The sequence below is a fragment of the Vibrio sp. SNU_ST1 genome, from assembly GCF_030563405.1.
Classification (GTDB): domain Bacteria; phylum Pseudomonadota; class Gammaproteobacteria; order Enterobacterales; family Vibrionaceae; genus Vibrio.
Genome location: NZ_CP130748.1, coordinates 2,803,426 through 2,826,284, shown reverse-complemented (window position 1 = coordinate 2,826,284; position 22,859 = coordinate 2,803,426). Strand labels below are relative to the sequence as shown.

At 44.2% G+C, this 22,859-nt stretch carries 15 protein-coding genes, 1 tRNA gene and 3 rRNA genes; 12 read left to right on the top strand and 7 right to left on the bottom strand.

The window, feature by feature from the left end; genetic code table 11:
• Window positions 1–115: 115 nt before the first annotated feature.
• Window positions 116–1,336 (bottom strand): arginine deiminase, encoded by a 1,221-nt coding sequence (arcA, locus tag Q5H80_RS12430; RefSeq protein WP_009847726.1) that lies wholly within the window; start codon window positions 1,334–1,336, stop codon window positions 116–118.
• Window positions 1,337–1,913: 577 nt separating this feature from the next.
• Between arcA and rraB the strand changes: the two genes are divergently transcribed.
• Window positions 1,914–2,330, top strand: coding sequence for a ribonuclease E inhibitor RraB (rraB, locus tag Q5H80_RS12425; RefSeq protein WP_004735324.1), 417 nt, complete (start codon window positions 1,914–1,916; stop codon window positions 2,328–2,330).
• A gap of 124 nt (window positions 2,331–2,454) precedes the next feature.
• Window positions 2,455–3,252, top strand: coding sequence for a hypothetical protein (locus Q5H80_RS12420; protein ID WP_304564922.1), 798 nt, complete (start codon window positions 2,455–2,457; stop codon window positions 3,250–3,252).
• Window positions 3,253–3,346: 94 nt separating this feature from the next.
• Here Q5H80_RS12420 and Q5H80_RS12415 read toward each other — a convergent pair whose 3' ends face one another.
• A complete protein-coding gene (locus tag Q5H80_RS12415) occupies window positions 3,347–3,841 on the bottom strand; it encodes a GNAT family N-acetyltransferase (RefSeq protein ID WP_304564921.1) in 495 nt (164 codons plus the stop codon).
• Between the two features lie 48 nt (window positions 3,842–3,889).
• On the bottom strand, window positions 3,890–4,294 hold the full coding sequence (locus Q5H80_RS12410) for a DUF2061 domain-containing protein (protein WP_304564920.1): 405 nt from the start codon (window positions 4,292–4,294) through the stop codon (window positions 3,890–3,892).
• A 331-nt stretch (window positions 4,295–4,625) separates the two neighbouring features.
• Between Q5H80_RS12410 and Q5H80_RS12405 the strand changes: the two genes are divergently transcribed.
• Together Q5H80_RS12405 and Q5H80_RS12400 are read left to right on the top strand one after the other, a co-directional pair.
• Entirely contained in the window at window positions 4,626–5,798 is a 1,173-nt protein-coding gene (locus tag Q5H80_RS12405) for a YjgN family protein (protein ID WP_304564919.1), read from the top strand.
• The gene (locus tag Q5H80_RS12400) at window positions 5,798–6,799 is read left to right on the top strand and encodes a M48 family metallopeptidase (protein WP_304564918.1); all 1,002 of its coding nucleotides are present in this window, start codon (window positions 5,798–5,800) and stop codon (window positions 6,797–6,799) included. The genes Q5H80_RS12405 and Q5H80_RS12400 overlap by 1 nt, the downstream gene beginning before the upstream one ends.
• A gap of 78 nt (window positions 6,800–6,877) precedes the next feature.
• Here the strand turns inward: Q5H80_RS12400 and Q5H80_RS12395 are convergent, their stop codons facing one another.
• From Q5H80_RS12395 to pepA, 3 genes are all read right to left on the bottom strand, one after another.
• Window positions 6,878–9,751 (bottom strand): valine--tRNA ligase, encoded by a 2,874-nt coding sequence (locus Q5H80_RS12395; RefSeq protein WP_004735333.1) that lies wholly within the window; start codon window positions 9,749–9,751, stop codon window positions 6,878–6,880.
• Between the two features lie 103 nt (window positions 9,752–9,854).
• Window positions 9,855–10,304, bottom strand: a complete 450-nt coding sequence (locus Q5H80_RS12390) for a DNA polymerase III subunit chi (protein ID WP_009847719.1) — start codon at window positions 10,302–10,304, stop codon at window positions 9,855–9,857.
• A gap of 99 nt (window positions 10,305–10,403) precedes the next feature.
• Window positions 10,404–11,924, bottom strand: a complete 1,521-nt coding sequence (gene pepA / locus Q5H80_RS12385) for a leucyl aminopeptidase (RefSeq protein ID WP_304564917.1) — start codon at window positions 11,922–11,924, stop codon at window positions 10,404–10,406.
• 191 nt (window positions 11,925–12,115) lie between these two features.
• Between pepA and lptF the strand changes: the two genes are divergently transcribed.
• Together lptF and lptG are read left to right on the top strand one after the other, a co-directional pair.
• On the top strand, window positions 12,116–13,216 hold the full coding sequence (gene lptF / locus Q5H80_RS12380; RefSeq protein WP_009847716.1) for an LPS export ABC transporter permease LptF: 1,101 nt from the start codon (window positions 12,116–12,118) through the stop codon (window positions 13,214–13,216).
• A gap of 3 nt (window positions 13,217–13,219) precedes the next feature.
• The gene (lptG, locus tag Q5H80_RS12375) at window positions 13,220–14,290 is read left to right on the top strand and encodes an LPS export ABC transporter permease LptG (RefSeq protein WP_012604850.1); all 1,071 of its coding nucleotides are present in this window, start codon (window positions 13,220–13,222) and stop codon (window positions 14,288–14,290) included.
• Window positions 14,291–14,351: 61 nt separating this feature from the next.
• Here the strand turns inward: lptG and Q5H80_RS12370 are convergent, their stop codons facing one another.
• Complete coding sequence (locus tag Q5H80_RS12370; RefSeq protein WP_304564916.1) at window positions 14,352–14,828, bottom strand: RDD family protein; 477 nt, start codon at window positions 14,826–14,828, stop codon at window positions 14,352–14,354.
• Window positions 14,829–15,022: 194 nt separating this feature from the next.
• Between Q5H80_RS12370 and Q5H80_RS12365 the strand changes: the two genes are divergently transcribed.
• From Q5H80_RS12365 to rrf, 6 genes are all read left to right on the top strand, one after another.
• Window positions 15,023–15,107 (top strand) — tRNA-Leu (locus tag Q5H80_RS12365).
• Window positions 15,108–15,352: 245 nt separating this feature from the next.
• Entirely contained in the window at window positions 15,353–15,760 is a 408-nt protein-coding gene (locus Q5H80_RS12360; protein ID WP_029223884.1) for a VOC family protein, read from the top strand.
• A gap of 81 nt (window positions 15,761–15,841) precedes the next feature.
• Window positions 15,842–17,095: an HD-GYP domain-containing protein gene (locus tag Q5H80_RS12355; RefSeq protein ID WP_304564915.1), complete on the top strand. Its 1,254-nt coding sequence runs from the start codon at window positions 15,842–15,844 to the stop codon at window positions 17,093–17,095.
• A gap of 640 nt (window positions 17,096–17,735) precedes the next feature.
• Window positions 17,736–19,290: ribosomal RNA gene (locus Q5H80_RS12350) — 16S ribosomal RNA — on the top strand.
• Window positions 19,291–19,695: 405 nt separating this feature from the next.
• Window positions 19,696–22,588, top strand: a 23S ribosomal RNA gene (locus Q5H80_RS12345).
• Window positions 22,589–22,722: 134 nt separating this feature from the next.
• A 5S ribosomal RNA gene (gene rrf / locus Q5H80_RS12340) occupies window positions 22,723–22,838 on the top strand.
• Together the 16S, 23S and 5S rRNA genes form the textbook arrangement of a ribosomal RNA operon.
• Window positions 22,839–22,859 lie beyond the last annotated feature (21 nt).

Genomic DNA, 22,859 nt, shown 5'->3' with positions numbered 1-22,859 from the left:
TAAACATAAAGATGCTATATTTGTGAATATTTATTTTATTGGGTTAATAAAAAAGGCCAGTACAATGGTACTGGCCTAGGTAAGTTAGTGTGTTCGTTTTATTGAGTTTTGTAGCTTAGATACCGTCTCTTTCGATAGGACAGCTCATACAGCGAGCGCCACCACGACCACGACCTAGCTCATTGCCCGGAATCGTCAGAACTTCGATACCGGCTTTGTCGTATTTTTCATTGGTGTATACATTACGCTCATAGCCGATAACCGTACCCGGTTTCACCGTCAGTACGTTGTTAGCGTCATTCCACTGCTCACGTTCAGCTTCGTAGTTATCACCACCAGTTGTGATGATCTTCAGCTGATCGAGGTCCAGCGCGCCTTCAATCGCTGTTAGGTAGTTTTCAGCTTTCTCTACTCGCATTTCGCCATTTTCTTTAGGCGTTAAGCGCCAAGTATCTAGGTCTTTGCGAACGATCTCTGGATAGACTGAGAATGTGTCGATATCCATGTGCGTCATAACCGTATCAAGGTGCATACAAGAGCGATGCTTCGGTAAATCAATCGCAATCACTTCTTTAGCTTGACCGGATTTGAATAAACTAGCCGCTAGGTTTTCAACACCTTGTGGTTTAGTACGCTCTGAAATACCGATAAGAACAGCGCCTTTACCGATAACCAGTACATCTCCACCTTCAATATTCGCATTGTCGTAATGAAGATCTTCATCACCGAAATACTTAATGAAATCTTGACCAGCGAATACAGGGTGCCAACGGTATATTGCTCGTAAGTGATTCGTTTCTCGTTGGCGAGCAGGCATCATCATAGGGTTAAGAGAGACGCCTCCATAAACCCAGCAAGAAGTATCGCGAGTAAATAGATGGTTAGGTAGCGGCTCAATAACGAAATCAAGCGGGCGGTGCATCTTCGGTAGCATTGAAGAAGATTTAATAGGAAGTTCAGAGTAGGCTAAACCACCAAGTAGGATCGTGGCTAAGTGCTCATTGTCCATTTGAGCAAGGTACTCTCTTAAATCACGTGCGAATGTAGGGCCGTAACGGAAATCAGAGATTTGAGTATTAAGCAGCCACTCACGAGCTTGAGCTACAGCGAGTGTCTCAACCAGTAGGTCATGCAGTAATAATACTTCAACGTCTTGGTTACGAAGTGTCGTCGCAAAGGCATCGTGTTCTTCACCTGCTGCTTCTACTGCAAGTACATCATCAAAAAGTAGCTCATGGCAGTTAGAAGGGGTGAGGTGGGTGAGCGCCCTTTCAGGCCTATTTAGGAGAACTCGTCTTAATTGACCGACTTCGGAGCCAACGTACAGCTTACTCATTTTGCATCCTTACTATTAATCCAGCGTCTATTTATGACAAGCTTGTTCGTAATATGCAAGTTTTGAAACTTGTGTAAAGGTTGTGTTATTTTGATATTTTTGGTTTTAAATTCTGAGTTGTTTGGGATTGTTAATATTAAAATCCAAACGAAAGACTGGGTTCTAGAACAAACTTTTTGCGGTTCTATGCTCAAATTTCAGTGATTTGATAATCCACTTTGCTTGGTGAACGTGATTTTTCATTCAAAATTTATGCAGTTACTTACTTATAAGTGAGGTTTTATGCATCGATGAAGTGATCGGCAGTATGCATCTCATATGACTAACCACTCAATTTTGAAGGAGTAAGGCAAAAAGTAACAATAAAAATGAAATGCTAAAACACACGATGGTTAATAATATGTTGAAAATTTGTTTCTGTGATTTTGATTTCACTTTTTAATTGATATCCCTTCTGTTATCTAGCGATAAACTTACTCTTCTACACCTGATCTAGGTGGCTTTTCTAGGCGATCCGTGCCATATTTCGTGGCAATCAAATTTGATCTTTTCATAGTCAACACTCTGGAGCAGACACATGTCTCACGAAGATGAATATCTATCAGTAGCGGAATTAATTGAATTTCAAAAGGGAGAGACTCGCGACATCATTGAAGCACTAATCGAAGATGGTAGCGATCCTGAAGCTCTATACGATATCGAGCATCACCTATTCGCTGAAGATTTCGCAGTACTTGAGAAAGCCGTTGTTGAAGCATTCAAAATGGGCTTTGAAGTGCTTGAAGCTGAAGAGACTGAAGACGAAGATGGCAACAAGCTACTTTGTTGTGATGCAACGATGCAGTGTACTCTGAACGCAGAAGCGATTGATGAGCAAGTTGAGAAGCTTGTAAATCTTGCAGAGAAGTTTGACATTATCTACGACGGTTGGGGCACTTACTATGAAGGTGAAGATGCTATCTACCCTGACGAAGATGATGAAGACGAAGAGTAATCTCTCCCAGTTTTAAAGAATGCCAGCCTTGAGCTGGCATTTTTTTGTCCTCAGAAAAATAAATGTCTTTATATGCATTCATTCATTATAATGCGGTCAAAATTGATCTAGCTCAAGGAATGACATGCGGCTACCTCTCGACGGTCTTTGGCAAATCTCGCCACTGACGGATCTCTCAATCCCACAAGATGACATTACCTTTCCTGCTCCATTAAGCTTAAAGCTCCCTGATAGCTTGAGTGAAAATGAAATCGCAGAGCAAGAGTGGCACCTGATGCATGACATCGAAGTGGATGACGCTATGTTGGCGTGCCCATTTGTAGAGTTAGTGATGGCAGGAGTCGATTACTTTGCTGAAGTTCGACTTAATGGTGTGGCTGTGTTTGATTGTGATGGCAGCGAAGCCGAATATCGTAAAGACATCCGTCCTTATATGCAGCTTGGTCGAAATCGTTTTGAGATCCTTTTCCTTGAAGAAGAGGAGAGCCTGTTACTTGAAGAGGATATGGATGACTCTACCCCTTCACAGGTCGTCACTAAATCAGATTCTCGTATCGGAATCTGGCAAGCACCATATCTGCAGTTCGTTCGTAACGTCAAGCTTGAGCAAGTTGTCACCGAGCAAATCTGGCATCACGGTGGTGGCTGTGAGTTTAAAGTCGATGTTATCTATCAAACGCTAAAGCCAGGGTTAATATCGGCATCAATCAAGTTTAATGGTATGACTCTCGTAACGCCTATTGATGTGCGAGCAGAACATACCGGTGTTGTGTTTCAGGTTGAGGCTCCAATGGTATTTAACCTTGAAAAGCCCAACCCTAAGCATTTATATCAGTTAGAAGTGGAACTCGATGGGCAAAAAGAGAGCTCTTTTGTCGTCTTGAATCCAGCCTCTTGCGTGAGTAACTTTTTGCGTAACTAGCGGTTATTTAATTAGCCCGTTACGCAATGAATCAATTTACTCACTCGCTTGTCATCTAATAAACTGCCGACGCTAACCCTATTTCAAAAACACATTATAGCGTTTTGGCCATGACAACCTCACAAGCGTCATGGCCTGTTTCTCCCCAAGCTGAATCAAGGTGTTCAAAGCCCAACTTTTCGTAAAGTTTAACGGCGGCATTTAGACATTCAGTTGTTTCTAGATACATATGTTGATAACCCAGTTTCTTAGCTTTCTCCATCGACATATTAACCAACTTCTTCGCTAAGCCTTTACCTCTGGTTTCTGGTAAGAAGTACATCTTTTGCAGTTCACAGACTTCTGGCATACCTGGTAATGGTGCAAATCCACCACCACCGACAACCTTTCCATCAAGTTCAATTACCCAATACTGAGACCTTTCATTGTTATAAACGCTGAACATGTCTTCTAAGGTGGGATCAGCCACACCATAACCTTTATCTTCAGTTAGCCCGTTCTCATAAGAGACTTGGCGAATTACGTTAGCAATGCTTGGATTATCTTCTAATTCAATTGAGCGAATGGTGATGTTAGCAATCTGTTCCATGTTCTGCCTATAAAATGGGTTACTCATCAGTGACCCAATATATTGTGATTAAGCATGTTGGTGCAAACAAAACTGTGGTTGTGTTGTTTGGCTTTCTGCTTTCCGTAGCCAAATTTTCTCATGGAAGTAGTAAGACACGGTATTCAAAGCGGGTTCTAACGTTGCCATCACACCACCAACAAAGGCATCGCCAGTTAATAAGTAGACAACGGTAAAGGCAACACTAAAGTGGATAGTAGCGAAGCTTGCTGTTTTTAACTTTGTCATCCACAGACGAGCTTTAAGCGCTGGAACTTGAGTCCACGCCTTTTCATGAAAATAGAAGGCGACGGTATTCACAGAAGGCTCAATCATAGCGATTAAGCTACCAATTAAGATGTCGCCTGTTAGTACGTAAGCGACACTAAATGCGATAGTAAAATGTAATGCAGCAAAGGTTAGTGTCTTTTTCATGATAATTACTCAGTCGTTGTGTTGTTTCGATAGAACTATTATTGAGAATTATTATCATTAAATATAATGGGTAGTTCAGATTGTTTTGATAGGCAAAAGCTATCAAAGAATTCTAGAGATAATATTACCCCTAGTTAAGTGTATTTGTATGGTGACAAATACCTTAGTAAGAGTTATTCAACCCTTTGTTATTATTTGTAAAGTTTATGATAACTCCCTTTGATTTATCCACTCAAATTATTGATTAACTTGGCGTGTTTCTATAGCGTGCATTCTCTCAATGAGCACTAAGATGCGCATGGTTTAATGATAAACGTCAGATGGAGTTAAAATGGAAAACAAAGAGTTGGAAACTAAGGTTCTCTTTAGTGGGAAAGGGAAAGAGTACTTTGGAATATGGATTGTTAACATTCTATTATCAGTGATCACGTTCGGTATTTATTCGGCGTGGGCAAAAGTACGTAATAAGCGATATTTCTACGGCCATACGTCGATCGCAGGTGATAGCTTTGAATATCATGGGCAACCAATGCAGATCCTAAAAGGGCGCATTATTGCGGTCGTTTGTGTAGTGATTTGGTTTGTTTCTGAACAAGTTTCACCTTTGTTGTCTTTAGGGCTAATAGTCGCGTTTGTACTACTGTTGCCTTTATTGTCTCGTAGCAATGCTCGCTTTGATTCGGCGATGACCAGCTTTCGTAATGTACATTTTTCATTTAATGGAACAATTGCAGGCGCATATTGGGCGATTCTAGGGCGCGGTACTTTAGCGACTCTAGGATTTGTTGTAGCAATTGGTGTGGTTGTGTTTGCAATGAAGCTGAATATAGTGGCAGGCGTGCTAGCAACGTTGGTGTTATTACCTGCTTATGTATACCTACAAGCGTGGTCGTTGGTTGGCATTGCAAACTACTTCTCTAATGGTTATCGCTATGGCGAACGCCAGTTTAAAGCGGGTTACAAAAATGCGTTTTACTTTAAAACCTATATTATCGCGACACTGATTTGGTTGGCGCTGATGGCTCTGGTTTTGGTGAGCTTTGTTGCTATTGTTGGCGTAAACCTAGTTAGTAACCTTGAATCATTTACTGAGATCATGAGTCATAGCGATATTGCTACCTTTATGATCGGGTACTACTTGGTCTTTATTGCTATCGGTCTTGCGATTGGTGCGTACCTTAAAGTAAAAGTGCGCAACTACACATTCTCTCGATTGGTTCTAGAAGGAAAAGGCTCAGAGGCTGCGTCTGAATTTAGCTTTGCATCGACGTTGACCGTTAAAGGTTATGTGAGCTTAGTAGTAACTAATTTCTTACTTCAAGTTGTGACTATTGGTCTTGCTCGACCTTGGGTTATGGTAAGAACGACGAACTATCTTGCTAATAATACCTTTGTTTACGGTGACATAGAGTTATTAGTTGCTAGCGATCAAGACTCTAATGTGAAGTCAGCTGTTGCTGATGAAGTAGCGCAAGCTTTTGATGTCGATCTCGGTATTGGCTAATGTTATTGGGATTGGCTCACCCGCCTCGCAGCTCTGAACGCTGTGAGGCAAAGCTTGATACTTCATTGGATGGTATGTTGGTGCTTTATGTCGGAGAGCAACGTATACCTGCAGGGCTTGAGAGGGTCGAGGTCAGTGTTGGTGTTGGTTCAACGCCAAGTAAAATTACTTTTCCTGATGGTTGGCTTTTTGTCGCTCAACCTTGTGATGAACTAACGACATTTTTAAAGCAGCATAACCAGTATGATTGGGTCGGAAAGTTAGAAAAGAACGCACTAGCGCTCGTAATCTGCAGCGTAGTCATACTTTCCTTGACGGTTGGAACATTTACTCATGGTATTCCGTGGATGACTGAGCGTGTTGTCGCTTATCTTCCTGAACCGGTCTCAAAAATGGTAGAAGAGCGAGTTTTAGTTTCTCTGGACAAGCAATTATTTGAGCCGTCTGAATTAGCTTTGTCTCGTCAGGGCAAAATTCGGCAGCGATTTGAAGGACATTTAAGAGAGCTTGGTATTGATGGAAAGGTTCGTTTACTATTTCGCTCTTCCGATTTAGGAGTAAATGCTTTTGCGTTAAGCCATAACACCATTATTGTGCTCGATGACTTGGTAAAGCTCATGGAAACCCAGCAGCAATTGGATGGTATTTTGTTTCATGAATTGGGGCATTTAGAGCATCAGCATGTCATGAAAAGCATTGTGCGTTCGAGCTTGCTCTCGCTCTCTGTCGCATTGTTGACCGGAGAGAGTTCCGGAGTGATTGATAACTTAGCGGGAATTGGTGTATTTGTTGCTAACAATGGTCAGTCACAGCAAGCGGAACGCGAAGCTGATAGGTATGCTGAGGACTCGATGTGGTTGATACATGGTACCAACAAGCCAATGAGTGAGATGTTTGAATTGTTGCAAGGAAGCTCTGACCATATGACTGAGTTGCCAGCTTGGTTAAGGACTCATCCTGAGTTAACAGAGCGTATTGATTTACTGAAAAGTGTTCAATAGTAATAACTAACAAGATCAAAAAAGGGCAGAATAATCTGCCCTTTTTTATATGCTTGAATTGGTAGGTTAATTTACCAATTACAATGCAGCAATTGTTGCTTTTTGCTCTTCAAGCTTCACAAGAGTCTCTTGGTAGCCTTCAAGCTTTTCACGCTCTTTCGCGATAACCGCTTCTGGCGCTTTAGCAACGAAACCTTCGTTACCTAGCTTACCTTCGATACGCTTAATCTCACCGTGAGTCTTCGCTACTTCTTTATCTAGACGAGCAAGCTCAGCATCTTTGTCGATAAGACCCGCCATTGGGATCATCAGCTCAGATTTGCCAACTAACTTAGTTGCACAAGCTGGAGTTGCTTCGCCGTCTGCTAGAACTTTAATATCGTCTAGCTTAGCTAGAGAGGTCAGAACGATCTTGTTTGCTTCGATACGAGCGGCATCTTTCTCATCAGCGACTTTGATCATTACTTCTAAGCCTTGGCTTGGTGCAATGTCGTATTCCGCACGTAGGTTACGGATAGCGGTAATGAAAGTTTTAACCCACTCGATGTCGTCAACGATCTCAGCATTGAAGTTAGCTTCATTAAACTGAGGAAGCGCTTGAGTCATAATGGTCTCGCCTTCAACGCCGTCTACTAGCGGCTTAACGCTTTGCCAGATAGATTCAGTGATGTAAGGAAGAACAGGGTGTGCAAGACGCAGAGTCTTCTCAAGAACCGTAATAAGCGTGTAACGAGTCGCTTGTTGTTGAGCTTCAGTACCTTTCCAAAGAACAGGTTTAGTTAGCTCTAGGTACCAGTCACAGAATTGGTTCCAGATGAATTCGTAAAGCGTGTTTGCTGCCATGTCTAGACGGTAGTTGTCTAGGTGAGCATTAAACTCTTTCGCTGCAACTTCAAACTGAGATTCAATCCACTTATCCGCTAGAGAGAATTCCATGTTTGCACGGTCTTCAACAGATAGTGACATGCCACAATCGTGCTCTTCTGTGTTCATCAGTACGTAACGGCTTGCGTTCCATAGCTTGTTACAGAAGTTACGGTAACCTTCAAGACGCTTCATGTCCCAGTTGATGTCACGGCCAGTTGAAGCCATAGCAGCAAGAGTGAAACGCAGTGCATCAGTACCGTATGGTTCGATACCATCTTCGAAAGTTTTACGTGTAGCTTTTTCGATCTTAGCAGCCAGTTTCGGTTGCATCATGTTGCCGCAACGCTTCTCTACTAGCTCTTCAAGGCCGATGCCGTCAATCATATCGATAGGGTCAAGTACGTTACCTTTCGACTTAGACATCTTGTCGCCGTTTTCATCACGGATAAGGCCCGTCATGTAAACTGTTTTGAAAGGTACTTGAGCCTTGCCATCTTCGTCTTTCACGAAGTGCATAGTCATCATGATCATACGAGCAACCCAGAAGAAGATAATATCAAAACCAGATACTAGTACTTCTGATGGGTGGAATGTTTTCATTGCTTCAGTATCTTCAGGCCAGCCTTGTGTGCCGAACGTCCAAAGTGCAGAAGAGAACCATGTATCAAGAACGTCGTTGTCTTGCTTAAGAACAATTACCGGTGAAAGGTTGTTCTTTTCACGAACTTCTTCTTCAGTGCGACCTACGTAAACTTTACCATCATTGTCGTACCAGGCTGGGATACGGTGACCCCACCAAAGTTGACGAGAGATACACCAGTCTTGCACGTCACGCATCCACGCGAAGTACATGTTTTCGTACTGCTTAGGCACGAATTGGATCTCACCATCTTCAACGGCTTTAACAGCAGGAGCAGCAAGAGGCGCTGTACGTACGTACCATTGGTCCGTTAGCATTGGTTCGATAACCACGCCACCACGGTCACCGTAAGGAACAGTTAGGTCGTGATCTTTGATTTCTTCAAGTAAGCCTAGCTCTTCAAACTCAGCAACCGTTGCACGACGAGCTGCAAAACGCTCCATACCTTGGTATTTTGCTGGAAGCTCTGTTGAGTACACATCGCTTTCTTCACCGTTAGTTGTGAAGATTTCTGCCGCATCACGGATATCACCGTTGAACGTTAGGATGTTGATCATTGGTAGGCTATGGCGCTTGCCCACTTCGTAATCGTTAAAGTCATGAGCTGGCGTAATTTTCACACAGCCTGTGCCTTTATCCATGTCAGCGTGCTCATCACCTACGATAGGGATAAGACGATTTACGATAGGAAGCAGGATTTCTTTACCGATAAGATCTTTGTAGCGAGGATCTTCAGGGTTAACCGCAACGCCTGTATCACCAAGCATGGTTTCAGGACGCGTAGTCGCAACGACAATGTAGTCTTTGCCATCAGCGGTTTTAACACCATTCGCTAGCGGGTAGCGGAAGTGCCACATGAAACCTTTTTTGTCTTTGTTTTCAACTTCAAGATCAGAAATTGCAGTGTGCAGTTTAGGATCCCAGTTTACTAGACGCTTACCACGGTAGATTAGGTCTTCTTCGTATAGACGAACAAACACTTCTTGAGTCGCAGCCGATAGGCCATCATCCATAGTGAATCGCTCACGATCCCAGTCTACAGATGCACCAAGACGACGAAGTTGTTGAGTGATCGTGCCACCTGATTCGCCTTTCCATTCCCAGATCTTGTCGATGAAAGCTTCACGGCCGTAGTCGTGTTTTGTTTTGCCTTCTTCAGCAGCGATCTTACGCTCAACAACCATTTGAGTTGCGATACCAGCGTGGTCAGTACCCACTTGCCAAAGCGTGTTTTTGCCTTTCATACGTTGAGCACGGATAAGCGTATCCATGATCGTATCTTGGAACGCGTGACCCATGTGTAGGCTACCAGTGACGTTCGGTGGCGGGATCATGATGCTGTAAGCTTCTTTTGATGTGTCACCGTGTGGCTTAAAGTAGCCTTTCTCTTCCCAAGTCTTATACAGAGCTTGTTCGATTGATGTTGGGTTGTATGTCTTTTCCATAGTGCTCTTATAACGGATACTGTGAATGGTTAATCGTGGTCAAACTTCATAAGTGAAGCTTCTTGAATCTAAATTCAAAGATAGCTTTAACTATGAGGTTTGACTATGGATGTTGAATCTCGATAGTTTGTAGCTGATATCCAGCCTGACGGTAAATTTTATACCTTTCTCGAGCGAGTTGCTTAGCTTTTTCTTCGCAAGGAACGAAGTCTATCACCTGAGCAAAGGCGTTCGCAAAGGTTGTATGATTATCGGCCAGATTTATTACCAATTGGCGGTTCCAATTAGGTTTGACTCCTTGATGGCCTATCTCAATATTCGTTGAATATTTTGGACCTTCGCCAACCAAGTTGTGCGCGATAAATTCAGTAGGCTCTACCTGCCAAAAAACTTCAGCGATACGCTCAGCATGAACTTTATCGTTACAGTTGAGATAAAGTTTAGCGCCTTGTTTTGCAAAATGCTGAGCAAGAAACAACACGTAGTGAGCAAAACCCTCTTCGCCGGCTTGTGGGCTGTCTGAAGACACAATGTAAAATGTTGCAGTCTGCATACTGAATACTCGAACTTGGAATCGTGGAAACCAATCATACTTGGTCAACAGGAGCTAGCAAATAACGCTTATTAAAAAAGGGCCCGTAGGCCCTTTCTATTATTTTGAAGATTGCTCTTCAGTCTCATGGCCGCTGCGGTTCAATAAGAATTGGACAAGCATTGAGACAGGACGACCTGTCGAGCCTTTCGATGCGCCTGACTTCCAAGCTGTGCCGGCACTGTCAATGTGTGCCCAGTGGTACTTTTTAGCAAATTTAGATAAGAAACATGCTGCTGTGATTGTACCAGCAGGTCGGCCACCGATATTTGCCATATCTGCAAATGGACTCGTTAGTTGCTCATGGTATTCATCGGCCATTGGCATGCGCCATGCTCTGTCACTTGCTTGCTCAGAAGCATTCACTAACTCGTGAGATAGTGGGTTGTGATTAGACAGTACAGCACTGATGTGGTGACCTAACGCCATCACACACGCGCCAGTGAGTGTTGCTACATCGACAACACAGTCTGGTTCAAAGCGTTCAACGTAAGTAAGCGCATCACATAGAACCAAGCGACCTTCAGCATCCGTGTTTAACACTTCAACTGTTTGGCCTGACATGGTCGTTAGGATATCACCTGGGCGGTAAGCATTGCTGCCTGGCATGTTTTCACAACCTGCTAGGATACCAACTACATTAATCGGTAGGTTCAGTTTAGCTAGTGCCTTCATTGTACCGAATACAGAAGCCGCACCACACATGTCGTACTTCATCTCATCCATACCTTCACCAGGCTTAAGCGAAATACCGCCTGAATCGAAAGTAAGACCTTTACCGACTAGAACAATCGGTTTTGCATCTGGGTCAGCAGCACCTTTATATTCCATGATAGACATCATAGATTCGTTCTTAGAACCACGGCCTACCGCTAAGTATGAAGTCATACCCAGCTTTTCCATCTCTTCTTCGCCAATGATCTTAGTTTTCACTGTCTCGTAATCATCGGCCAAGCGACGAGCTTGAGAAGCAAGGTAAGCAGGATTTGCGATGTTAGGTGGCATGTTGCCTAGATCTTTAGACGCTTTCACACCTGAAGCAATCGCAAGACCGTGAGAGATTGCTTTCTCACCAAGGCTCAATTCACGACGAGTTGGTACGTTGAATACTAATTTACGTAGTGGGCGACGAGTCTCTGGTTTATTACTCTTGAATTGGTCAAAAGTGTAAAGGCCATCTTTAGTCGCTTCTACTGCTTGGCGAACTTTCCAGTAAGTATCACGACCTTTAACGTGCAGTTCAGTCAGGAAACATACTGCTTCCATAGAACCCGTTTCGTTTAGCGTGCTGATGGTTTTTTGGATAATTTCTTTATATTGACGCTCGCCTAGCTCACGCTCTTTACCACACCCTACAAGTAGAACACGTTCTGAAAGTACACCGGGTACTTGATGCAGTAGTAGCATCTGGCCAGGTTTACCCTCTAGATCACCGCGACGAAGCAGTGAACTAATATAGCCATCGCTAATCTTATCTAATTGCTCGGCTACTGGAGAAAGGCGGCGCGGTTCGAATACACCGACAACGATACATGCGCTGCGCTGTTTCTCTGGGCTGCCACTTTTTACACTGAACTCCATGCGTACTCCTACATCCTGAAGACAAATCGAACTAAATGTTGGATAATGGGTTCTTACTTGTTGGATCCTATAATGGAACTGACCTTAAAGAAGAACGTTAACACTTAGCTAAAAATTTAAAAAATAAAAGGTTCAACGGGAAATTATAGTGATTCAATCAAAAAAACAAGTTTTGTATAGGTAATTTGAGCGTGATTATTGTTAGATATTTGATCCGAGAGACAATCAAGAGCCAATTTGCGATATTTTTTGTTCTCTTTCTCGTGTTTCTCAGCCAAAAGTTCATCAGTGTTTTAGCCGACGCCTCTGATGGTGATATTCCAGCAAGCCTTGTATTATCGATCGTGGGGCTAAATATGCCAGCGATGGGGCTCTTGATGCTTCCACTTAGTATCTATATTGGCATTTTGCTGACTTTTGGTCGCCTTTATGCCGAAAGTGAGATTGTGGTGATGAATGCTACGGGTATTGGCAATAAATTCCTTATCCAATCAGCACTTTATCTGGCGTTAATTACCGCAACTGTCGCTGCTTTTAACTCCTTTTGGCTGTCTCCATGGTCACAAGATAAAGTAGAACAAATGTATGAGGAAGTGGCTGCAGAGAACAGCGTCGATTTACTACCCAAAGGCAAATTTGCAAGGACTCCCGATGGTTCTTCTGTTGTGTTTATCGAGGGTATCGATGGTAATCAATTAGACAATGTGTTCGTTTCTCAAATGCGACCTCGTGACTCAGTGCTTCCTAGTGTGATGTTTTCCAAGTCGGGAGACGTAAAAGAATTGAGCGATGGCCGCCAAGTTATTGTGATGTACGATGGTACTCGTCATGAAGGAGTGCCTTCTCGCCTTGATTATAGAGTTACGCACTTTGAAGAGTATGAAGGCTTAATTGGTCAGCGTGAAGTAGAGAAGAAAGGTCGAGAGTGGGAAGCGATTCCAACTATTGATCTTATTGGAAATCAAGATAATCGTGCCAAGGCTGAATTGCAGTGGCGCATGTCACTGGTGTTGTGTATCCCATTGTTGACTATGCTCGTTGTACCGCTGTCAGCAGTTAATCCACGACAAGGTCGTTTTGCAAAAATAGGTCCGGCAATCCTGATTTATCTGACTTACTTCTTAGCAATCAGTGCAACCAAATCTTCAATTGAAGAAGGGGACATTCCTGCTGCAATAGGCATGTGGCCAATCAATGCATTATTATTGTTTGTCGCGATTGGTGCCAACTTTATGGATAGTGTGCCTGTTAGGCGTTTGAAAGAAAAATTCAAGAATAAGAGGTTGGCTTAAGCCGTGTTTAAGATTCTCGATTTATATATAGGCAGAACCATCATCGCGACCACCTCACTGGTATTGGTAACGTTTGTCGGTCTCTCTGGAATTATCAAGTACGTTGAGCAATTGCGGAAGGTAGGTCGTGGTACATATGATCTATTACAAGCGTTGTATTTCGTTTTATTGAGTATTCCTCGTGATATCGAAATGTTCTTCCCAATGGCTGCATTACTTGGTGCATTGATTGGGCTTGGTATGCTTGCTGCGAGTTCTGAGCTTGTGGTTATGCAAGCCGCGGGTTTCTCTAAGTTAGATATTGGTTTATCGGTACTTAAGACTGCGATTCCGTTAATGGTGATAGTGACATTACTTGGGCAGTGGGGAGCTCCGCAAGCGCAGAAGATGGCTCGTGACTTAAGAACCATCTCGGTTGCTGGTGGTAGTATTATCTCTACTCAAAGCGGTGTTTGGGCTCGAGATGCCAATGACTTCATTTTCATTGTTAAAATAGACGATGATAAGCTCTATGGTTTGAACATGTGGCGCTATGATGAGAACAAGGCTCTGAAAACGGCCATATACTCAAAAGAAGTCGATTACGTTGGAGACAACGTTTGGACAATGCGCGATGTTGAGGTCACCTCTTTTGAGAATGAAATTCAGGTCACTAAAGAGAGTTTACCGACTTTCTCTTGGGAAACATCGTTAGCTCCAGACAAACTCGCGATAGTGACGGTGAAACCGGAAGAGCTGTCGTTGAGTGGTTTGTATGATTATGTTTCTTATCTCAAGGCATCGGAGCAAGATGCTGCACGTTATGAGCTAGCGTTGTGGAGAAAAATAACTCAACCTATTTCGATAGCGGTCATGATGTTGATGGCATTATCGTTTATCTTTGGTCCTTTACGTAGCGTGACCATGGGAGCAAGGATTCTCTCTGGTGTGATTGCTGGCTTTACTTTCTATATATCCAGTGAGTTCTTTGGGCCAATCAGCTTGGTTTATCAAATACCACCTGCCTTTGGTGCGATAGCCCCTAGCGTGGTGTTCTTCGGAATTGCCATCATGCTCTTGAGGCGGAAACTATAAATGAAAAAGGAAGGCGTTAAGCCTTCCTTTTTTGATCTAGCATTAAGTTCGCTTAATTGCGTTATTGTGCCTTTGGTAACACAACGACTTCGGTCTTTGCCCAGATATCGTGAAAGCCACGTTTCTGAGGATCGAATGGAACACATAAATTTGCTAATCCAAATCCCGAAGTACCTAAGCGTATTAGCGCTTGAGTTACTGTGATCGCGGAGCCGTCTTTGTTTTGAACGCGTAGTTTCCAAGCCCTCATTCCTAGCGTTTGGCCAGCCCTAGTCCAGAAGAACACAAAGAAGTACACCCAAACGATGACTAAGTAAAAAGTATACGTCGGGCTCCAAATAGGATGGTTGGTTAAGAAGTCACTGACATCGGCGTAGCCGCTATGGTTAAAAATACCAAGAGCCATGAGCGCGTGCAGTAGAGCAACAATGATGCCGGCCGCCATCATTTCAATGGCGATTACGATAAGGGCGTCATAGAACAAGGCACCGAATCGGCGCATTACCCCTGCTGGTGGCAGAGTGTTTGTTGATGTCATGTGTTATTACTTCTTTAAAAATTGAGGCGTCAGAATATAGTTTAAGGCTTAGCCTGAAAAGAGACATAACGCACAGCTTATGACTTAGTGGCGAAATTATCGGCAAACACACATGAATTCAAGTTTTTATACTTGCCACATCGGTGCGCATACGTATAATGCCAGACATCGAAAGGGCAATGCCCCAAGATAATGCCGGTATGGTGAAATTGGTATACACGACGGATTCAAAATCCGTTGCCTTCGGGCGTGGCGGTTCAAGTCCGCCTACCGGTACCATATTTAAATGATAAAGCCTCGACTCAAGTCGGGGCTTTGTTGTATCTGGAGAACAGAAAGCGTTACCTTCGTAGTAACGGCAGGAATGCCGACCCAATCAGTCCGATCTTGTTGTGCCACTCCCAAATATCGCAGTTTCCCTTCGCAATTCGATTTCTTAGTAAATTAATTATCTTAAATCAGAATGTTACCTGTCATTCTCTCGTCTATTGTCTATGTTTAAAGGACTAACAGAGGAGAAACATATGCTGACAGTAACCCCTTACTTGTTTTTTGATGGTCGTTGTAGTGAAGCGTTAGATTTTTATCATAAATGCTTTGGTGGTGTTGTTTTATCGAAGCAACTCTTTAGTGATGCGCCACAAGTAATAGAGGGTGCACAACCTAGTTGGGTTATGCACGCTGAGTTCGAAGCATTTGGTATGAAGCTTATGATGTCTGATGGCGTTAAAGCTAAAGAACTTGAAGGGAACAATCTGGCACTTTCCTTGGTTACAGAGGATACCGCGACTCAAGAGAAAATTTTTGAGAAGCTTAAACAAGGGGGGCGAATAATGACGCCACTCGCAGATACGTTTTGGGGCGCTAGATTTGGTAAAGTGGAAGATAAGTTCGGTATTCGTTGGATGGTGCATTGTGACTCTTTAAGTTGAACCTGTGAAATTGGATAGTGAAATTCCCGCGTGGTTTTATTAGAATTATAAATATAGATTATTAATCAATATTATATAAATATGGGCAGCATAAAGATTACTGTAGATCGCATCCAGCCCGGCCTACATATACGACTCCCCCTAAAATGGAATGAACACCCATTTTTATTCAACAGCTTCAAAATAAAAGATGACGCTCAAGTGAAAATAATTCGGCATCTTGGGATTAAGCATGTCTATATAAATCTAAGTCAAAGCGATACAGCACCTTTACCTTCTAATCACGAGATAGAGCAAGAGTCCGATTCAGAACTACGGATAAGCCTTGAAACTGAAAGGATGTGGAAAGATAAGCATGAACGTATCGAAACCCTAAGCTCTTACCGTCGTAGAGTCAGTCATTGTGAGAAAGAATTCGAGCGCTCGCTTGCTCGAATGCGTTCAGTCATGACAAAAATTCGTAACCGACCTATAGATGCGGTAGGAGAGGTTAAGAGTCTAGTTGATGATATTGTTGAAATACTGGCAAGTGACGATAGCGTTACCTTGCATCTTATGAATGCTAAAGCTGATTTTGAAGACATTTACTTTCATACATTAAATGTCTCTGTCGTTGCGTTAATGATAGGTAAAGCTAAAGGCTACAATACTCAACAATTGAAAGCGCTTTCTTTTGCTGCGTTGTTCCATGATGTAGGAAAGATCAAAATACCAGCTGCAATACTTAGAAAGCAGAGTACGCTGACAGTACCGGAAGAGAATTACTTAAAACTTCATACGAAATATGGTGCTGATATTGTCTCGGGAATTGATGACTTTCCTGAAAGTGCCAAAAAAGTAATCGTTCAACATCATGAAATGAATGATGGCTCTGGTTATCCTGAAGGCTTAAAAGAAGAAGAGATAGATGAACTTACCAAAATAGTTTCAGTGGCTAACGCATTCGATAATCTTTGTCATGGTAAAGCGCAATCTCAACAAATGATCCCATACTTGGCATTGTCCCACTTATATAAGAACTGCAAACATCTATATAGTCAGGATAATTTGAGTCTATTGGTTAAGTTCATGGGAGTCTATCCGCCGGGTACTGTCGTGCAGCTTTCCAATGAATCAATTGGAATCGTGATTTCGGTTAATGCCAAACATATGCTTTATCCGAACGTACTGATCTATGATCCTAGCGTTCCAAGAACCCAAGCCCCGATTATTGACCTATTTACTAAAGAGATAAAAATTGTCAATGCAGTTCATCCAAGCAAGTTACCGGAGCAAGTTAGAGAATATCTAAACCCTAGGGCTCGTTTATCTTACTTTTTTGATAATGGTGAGTAGTTATCCACAGGCTGTTGTGGGTAGTTTGTTCGAAACTTGGATTGAAAGTGGTATAAACAAGCGCTTGGTTGAAATGTCTTCACTTAACCTCTTTTTTTAATAAAAAACGTATTTAATGCTTGCCAATATGAGCGGCATCTCTATAATGCCGCCTCACTGACACGGCAGACGCCACAAGGCTTTAGCGCAGAATGTTAGTAAGGCAACTAGCTTAAAGCGATTAATCGCTTCTACTTTTAAAAAGTAGAAATTAATTCCCAATAAGTGTTTGACACTGAGAATTAAAACGCTAGAATGGCCGTCCACTTCGAGAGGCTCCTTACTTAAAAGGAACGCTCAATAAGTGAAGCTCTTTAACAATTTAAACCTATCAATCTGTGTGGGCACTCGTTGATGAATATCAAAACGTTTTATCTTTCCTTTTTATTAAGAGAAGTAAAACAGATTCCTCGGAATCAACTTTGGTTTCAATGAACTGAGTGACCAATACGAATAACTACTTTCTCTTGTAGAAAGAAAGTATTTGGCACAGTCAATTCATTATCTTTCTGTTCCTATTTATTTAAGAAGAGAGGGATAATAGCTTTAGAATTACTTTTTGTAGTTTTGAAGTCAGTATTCATTGAGCCGACAAAATCTTAAATTGAAGAGTTTGATCATGGCTCAGATTGAACGCTGGCGGCAGGCCTAACACATGCAAGTCGAGCGGAAACGACACTAACAATCCTTCGGGTGCGTTAATGGGCGTCGAGCGGCGGACGGGTGAGTAATGCCTAGGAAATTGCCTTGATGTGGGGGATAACCATTGGAAACGATGGCTAATACCGCATAATGCCTACGGGCCAAAGAGGGGGACCTTCGGGCCTCTCGCGTCAAGATATGCCTAGGTGGGATTAGCTAGTTGGTGAGGTAATGGCTCACCAAGGCGACGATCCCTAGCTGGTCTGAGAGGATGATCAGCCACACTGGAACTGAGACACGGTCCAGACTCCTACGGGAGGCAGCAGTGGGGAATATTGCACAATGGGCGAAAGCCTGATGCAGCCATGCCGCGTGTATGAAGAAGGCCTTCGGGTTGTAAAGTACTTTCAGTTGTGAGGAAGGGGGTGTTGTTAATAGCAACATCTCTTGACGTTAGCAACAGAAGAAGCACCGGCTAACTCCGTGCCAGCAGCCGCGGTAATACGGAGGGTGCGAGCGTTAATCGGAATTACTGGGCGTAAAGCGCATGCAGGTGGTTCATTAAGTCAGATGTGAAAGCCCGGGGCTCAACCTCGGAACTGCATTTGAAACTGGTGAACTAGAGTACTGTAGAGGGGGGTAGAATTTCAGGTGTAGCGGTGAAATGCGTAGAGATCTGAAGGAATACCAGTGGCGAAGGCGGCCCCCTGGACAGATACTGACACTCAGATGCGAAAGCGTGGGGAGCAAACAGGATTAGATACCCTGGTAGTCCACGCCGTAAACGATGTCTACTTGGAGGTTGTGGCCTTGAGCCGTGGCTTTCGGAGCTAACGCGTTAAGTAGACCGCCTGGGGAGTACGGTCGCAAGATTAAAACTCAAATGAATTGACGGGGGCCCGCACAAGCGGTGGAGCATGTGGTTTAATTCGATGCAACGCGAAGAACCTTACCTACTCTTGACATCCAGAGAAGCCAGTGGAGACACAGGTGTGCCTTCGGGAGCTCTGAGACAGGTGCTGCATGGCTGTCGTCAGCTCGTGTTGTGAAATGTTGGGTTAAGTCCCGCAACGAGCGCAACCCTTATCCTTGTTTGCCAGCGAGTAATGTCGGGAACTCCAGGGAGACTGCCGGTGATAAACCGGAGGAAGGTGGGGACGACGTCAAGTCATCATGGCCCTTACGAGTAGGGCTACACACGTGCTACAATGGCGCATACAGAGGGCAGCAAGCTAGCGATAGTGAGCGAATCCCAAAAAGTGCGTCGTAGTCCGGATTGGAGTCTGCAACTCGACTCCATGAAGTCGGAATCGCTAGTAATCGTGAATCAGAATGTCACGGTGAATACGTTCCCGGGCCTTGTACACACCGCCCGTCACACCATGGGAGTGGGCTGCAAAAGAAGTGGGTAGTTTAACCTTTCGGGGAGGACGCTCACCACTTTGTGGTTCATGACTGGGGTGAAGTCGTAACAAGGTAGCCCTAGGGGAACCTGGGGCTGGATCACCTCCTTATACGAAGATAGTCACGATGAGTGTCCACACAGATTGATGGTTTAGATTTAGTTAAAGCCAGAGCTTTAATTAATAACGTAAGTTATTGATTAAAGCTTTTTGCTTTATGCTCTTTAACAATTTGGAAAGCTGACTGATTTGATTACTTACGAGTAATTCAAATCAAATTTAAAAGTTCTCAATGTTTATCTGCTCTTAGTTAATAAGAACGGTATAAACACAACAAACACATTCAAGTGTCTTGTATTCGAATCAAACTTTAGTTTGATTCACAATTGAGTCCGGCAAACAGTTATCAAGAATTAACCCTTCTTGATGACAACCAAAAACCTTGGTTAGTTGCCATACTAGTTTGTTTTCACTTTTCAAAAGTGAAAGTAAAACAGAGACCCTTTCGGGTTGTATGGTTAAGTGACTAAGCGTACACGGTGGATGCCTTGGCAGTCAGAGGCGATGAAAGACGTAATAACTTGCGATAAGCCCAGATTAGGTAGTAATAACCTTTTGAGTCTGGGATTTCTGAATGGGGAAACCCACGTGCATAAGCACGTATCCTGTTGTGAATACATAGCAACAGGAGGCAAACCGGGGGAACTGAAACATCTAAGTACCCCGAGGAAGAGAAATCAACCGAGATTCCGAAAGTAGCGGCGAGCGAAATTGGATTAGCCCTTAAGCTTTTAATGATGCAGGTGAAGAGTCTGGAAAGTCTCGCAATAAAGGGTGATAGCCCCGTAACCGACACATCATAATCAGTGAAAACGAGTAGGGCGGGACACGTGATATCCTGTCTGAATATGGGGGGACCATCCTCCAAGGCTAAATACTACTGACTGACCGATAGTGAACCAGTACCGTGAGGGAAAGGCGAAAAGAACCCCTGTGAGGGGAGTGAAATAGAACCTGAAACCGTGTACGTACAAGCAGTAGGAGCACCTTCGTGGTGTGACTGCGTACCTTTTGTATAATGGGTCAGCGACTTAATTTTAGTAGCAAGGTTAACCGTTTAGGGGAGCCGTAGGGAAACCGAGTCTTAACTGGGCGTACAGTTGCTAGGATTAGACCCGAAACCAGGTGATCTAGCCATGGGCAGGTTGAAGGTTGAGTAACATCAACTGGAGGACCGAACCGACTAATGTTGAAAAATTAGCGGATGACTTGTGGCTAGGGGTGAAAGGCCAATCAAACCTGGAGATAGCTGGTTCTCCCCGAAAGCTATTTAGGTAGCGCCTCGGACGAATACTACTGGGGGTAGAGCACTGTTAAGGCTAGGGGGTCATCCCGACTTACCAACCCTTTGCAAACTCCGAATACCAGTAAGTACTATCCGGGAGACACACGGCGGGTGCTAACGTCCGTCGTGGAGAGGGAAACAACCCAGACCGCCAGCTAAGGTCCCAAAGTATAGCTAAGTGGGAAACGATGTGGGAAGGCTCAGACAGCCAGGATGTTGGCTTAGAAGCAGCCATCATTTAAAGAAAGCGTAATAGCTCACTGGTCGAGTCGGCCTGCGCGGAAGATGTAACGGGGCTAAGCTATACACCGAAGCTGCGGCTACGTACCTTAGGGTATGTGGGGTAGGGGAGCGTTCTGTAAGCCGTTGAAGGTGTGCTGTAAGGCATGCTGGAGGTATCAGAAGTGCGAATGCTGACATGAGTAACGATAAAGGGAGTGAAAAACTCCCTCGCCGGAAGACCAAGGGTTCCTGTCCAACGTTAATCGGGGCAGGGTAAGTCGACTCCTAAGGCGAGGCCGAAAGGCGTAGTCGATGGGAAACGGGTTAATATTCCCGTACTTCTTACAATTGCGATGGGGGGACGGAGAAGGCTAGGTGGGCCTGGCGACGGTTGTCCAGGTTCAAGTACGTAGGCGGAAAGTTTAGGTAAATCCGGACTTTCTTAACGCTGAGATACGATGTCGAGCTACTACGGTAGTGAAGTCATTGATGCCATGCTTCCAGGAAAAGCCTCTAAGCTTCAGATTGTAAGGAATCGTACCCCAAACCGACACAGGTGGTCGGGTAGAGAATACCAAGGCGCTTGAGAGAACTCGGGTGAAGGAACTAGGCAAAATGGTACCGTAACTTCGGGAGAAGGTACGCTCTTATCAGTGAAGTCCCTTGCGGATGGAGCAGACGAGAGTCGCAGATACCAGGTGGCTGCAACTGTTTATTAAAAACACAGCACTGTGCAAAATCGTAAGATGACGTATACGGTGTGACGCCTGCCCGGTGCCGGAAGGTTAATTGATGGGGTTAGACTTCGGTCGAAGCTCTTGATCGAAGCCCCGGTAAACGGCGGCCGTAACTATAACGGTCCTAAGGTAGCGAAATTCCTTGTCGGGTAAGTTCCGACCTGCACGAATGGCGTAATGATGGCCACGCTGTCTCCACCCGAGACTCAGTGAAATTGAAATCGCTGTGAAGATGCAGTGTACCCGCGGCTAGACGGAAAGACCCCGTGAACCTTTACTACAGCTTGGCACTGAACATTGAACCTACATGTGTAGGATAGGTGGGAGACTATGAAACCGCGTCGCTAGATGTGGTGGAGTCGTCCTTGAAATACCACCCTTGTAGTTTTGATGTTCTAACGTTGGTCCCTGAATCGGGATTACGGACAGTGCCTGGTGGGTAGTTTGACTGGGGCGGTCTCCTCCCAAAGAGTAACGGAGGAGCACGAAGGTGGGCTAAACACGGTTGGACATCGTGTGGTTAGTGCAATGGCATAAGCCCGCTTGACTGCGAGAATGACAATTCGAGCAGGTGCGAAAGCAGGTCATAGTGATCCGGTGGTTCTGAATGGAAGGGCCATCGCTCAACGGATAAAAGGTACTCCGGGGATAACAGGCTGATACCGCCCAAGAGTTCATATCGACGGCGGTGTTTGGCACCTCGATGTCGGCTCATCACATCCTGGGGCTGAAGTCGGTCCCAAGGGTATGGCTGTTCGCCATTTAAAGTGGTACGCGAGCTGGGTTTAGAACGTCGTGAGACAGTTCGGTCCCTATCTGCCGTGGGCGTTGGAAAATTGAAAGGGGCTGCTCCTAGTACGAGAGGACCGGAGTGGACGAACCTCTGGTGTTCGGGTTGTCATGCCAATGGCATTGCCCGGTAGCTAAGTTCGGAATCGATAACCGCTGAAAGCATCTAAGCGGGAAGCGAGCCTTGAGATGAGTTTTCCCTGGCACTATAAGTGTCCTAAAGGGTTGTCGTAGACTACGACGTTGATAGGCAGGGTGTGTAAGTGCTGTGAGGCATTGAGCTAACCTGTACTAATTGCCCGTGAGGCTTAACCATACAACACCCAAGGGGTTTTGTGGACTCAATAGAAAGACCAGACCTTGAATGAGTTTGAAGAGAGACTTTTAAATCAGTTTTCCAGATTATTTTGCCTTCAGTTTTTAAAAAGCTGAAAGTAAAAGCAAAATTTGTTTGGCGACCATAGCATTGTGGACCCACCTGATTCCATGCCGAACTCAGAAGTGAAACACAATAGCGCCGATGGTAGTGTGGGGTTTCCCCATGTGAGAGTAGGACATCGCCAGGCTTTAATTTCGACTTTGTCTAC

Bases quoted from the DNA above. Each gene is read 5' to 3' on its own strand.
- arcA (WP_009847726.1), bottom strand. From the start codon at position 1,336: ATGAGTAAGCTGTACGTTGGCTCCGAAGTCGGTCAATTAAGACGAGTT.
- rraB (WP_004735324.1), top strand. From the start codon at position 1,914: ATGTCTCACGAAGATGAATATCTATCAGTAGCGGAATTAATTGAATTT.
- Q5H80_RS12420 (WP_304564922.1), top strand. From the start codon at position 2,455: ATGCGGCTACCTCTCGACGGTCTTTGGCAAATCTCGCCACTGACGGAT.
- Q5H80_RS12415 (WP_304564921.1), bottom strand. From the start codon at position 3,841: ATGGAACAGATTGCTAACATCACCATTCGCTCAATTGAATTAGAAGAT.
- Q5H80_RS12410 (WP_304564920.1), bottom strand. From the start codon at position 4,294: ATGAAAAAGACACTAACCTTTGCTGCATTACATTTTACTATCGCATTT.
- Q5H80_RS12405 (WP_304564919.1), top strand. From the start codon at position 4,626: ATGGAAAACAAAGAGTTGGAAACTAAGGTTCTCTTTAGTGGGAAAGGG.
- Q5H80_RS12400 (WP_304564918.1), top strand. From the start codon at position 5,798: ATGTTATTGGGATTGGCTCACCCGCCTCGCAGCTCTGAACGCTGTGAG.
- Q5H80_RS12395 (WP_004735333.1), bottom strand. From the start codon at position 9,751: ATGGAAAAGACATACAACCCAACATCAATCGAACAAGCTCTGTATAAG.
- Q5H80_RS12390 (WP_009847719.1), bottom strand. From the start codon at position 10,304: ATGCAGACTGCAACATTTTACATTGTGTCTTCAGACAGCCCACAAGCC.
- pepA (WP_304564917.1), bottom strand. From the start codon at position 11,924: ATGGAGTTCAGTGTAAAAAGTGGCAGCCCAGAGAAACAGCGCAGCGCA.
- Q5H80_RS12370 (WP_304564916.1), bottom strand. From the start codon at position 14,828: ATGACATCAACAAACACTCTGCCACCAGCAGGGGTAATGCGCCGATTC.
- Q5H80_RS12360 (WP_029223884.1), top strand. From the start codon at position 15,353: ATGCTGACAGTAACCCCTTACTTGTTTTTTGATGGTCGTTGTAGTGAA.
- Q5H80_RS12355 (WP_304564915.1), top strand. From the start codon at position 15,842: ATGGGCAGCATAAAGATTACTGTAGATCGCATCCAGCCCGGCCTACAT.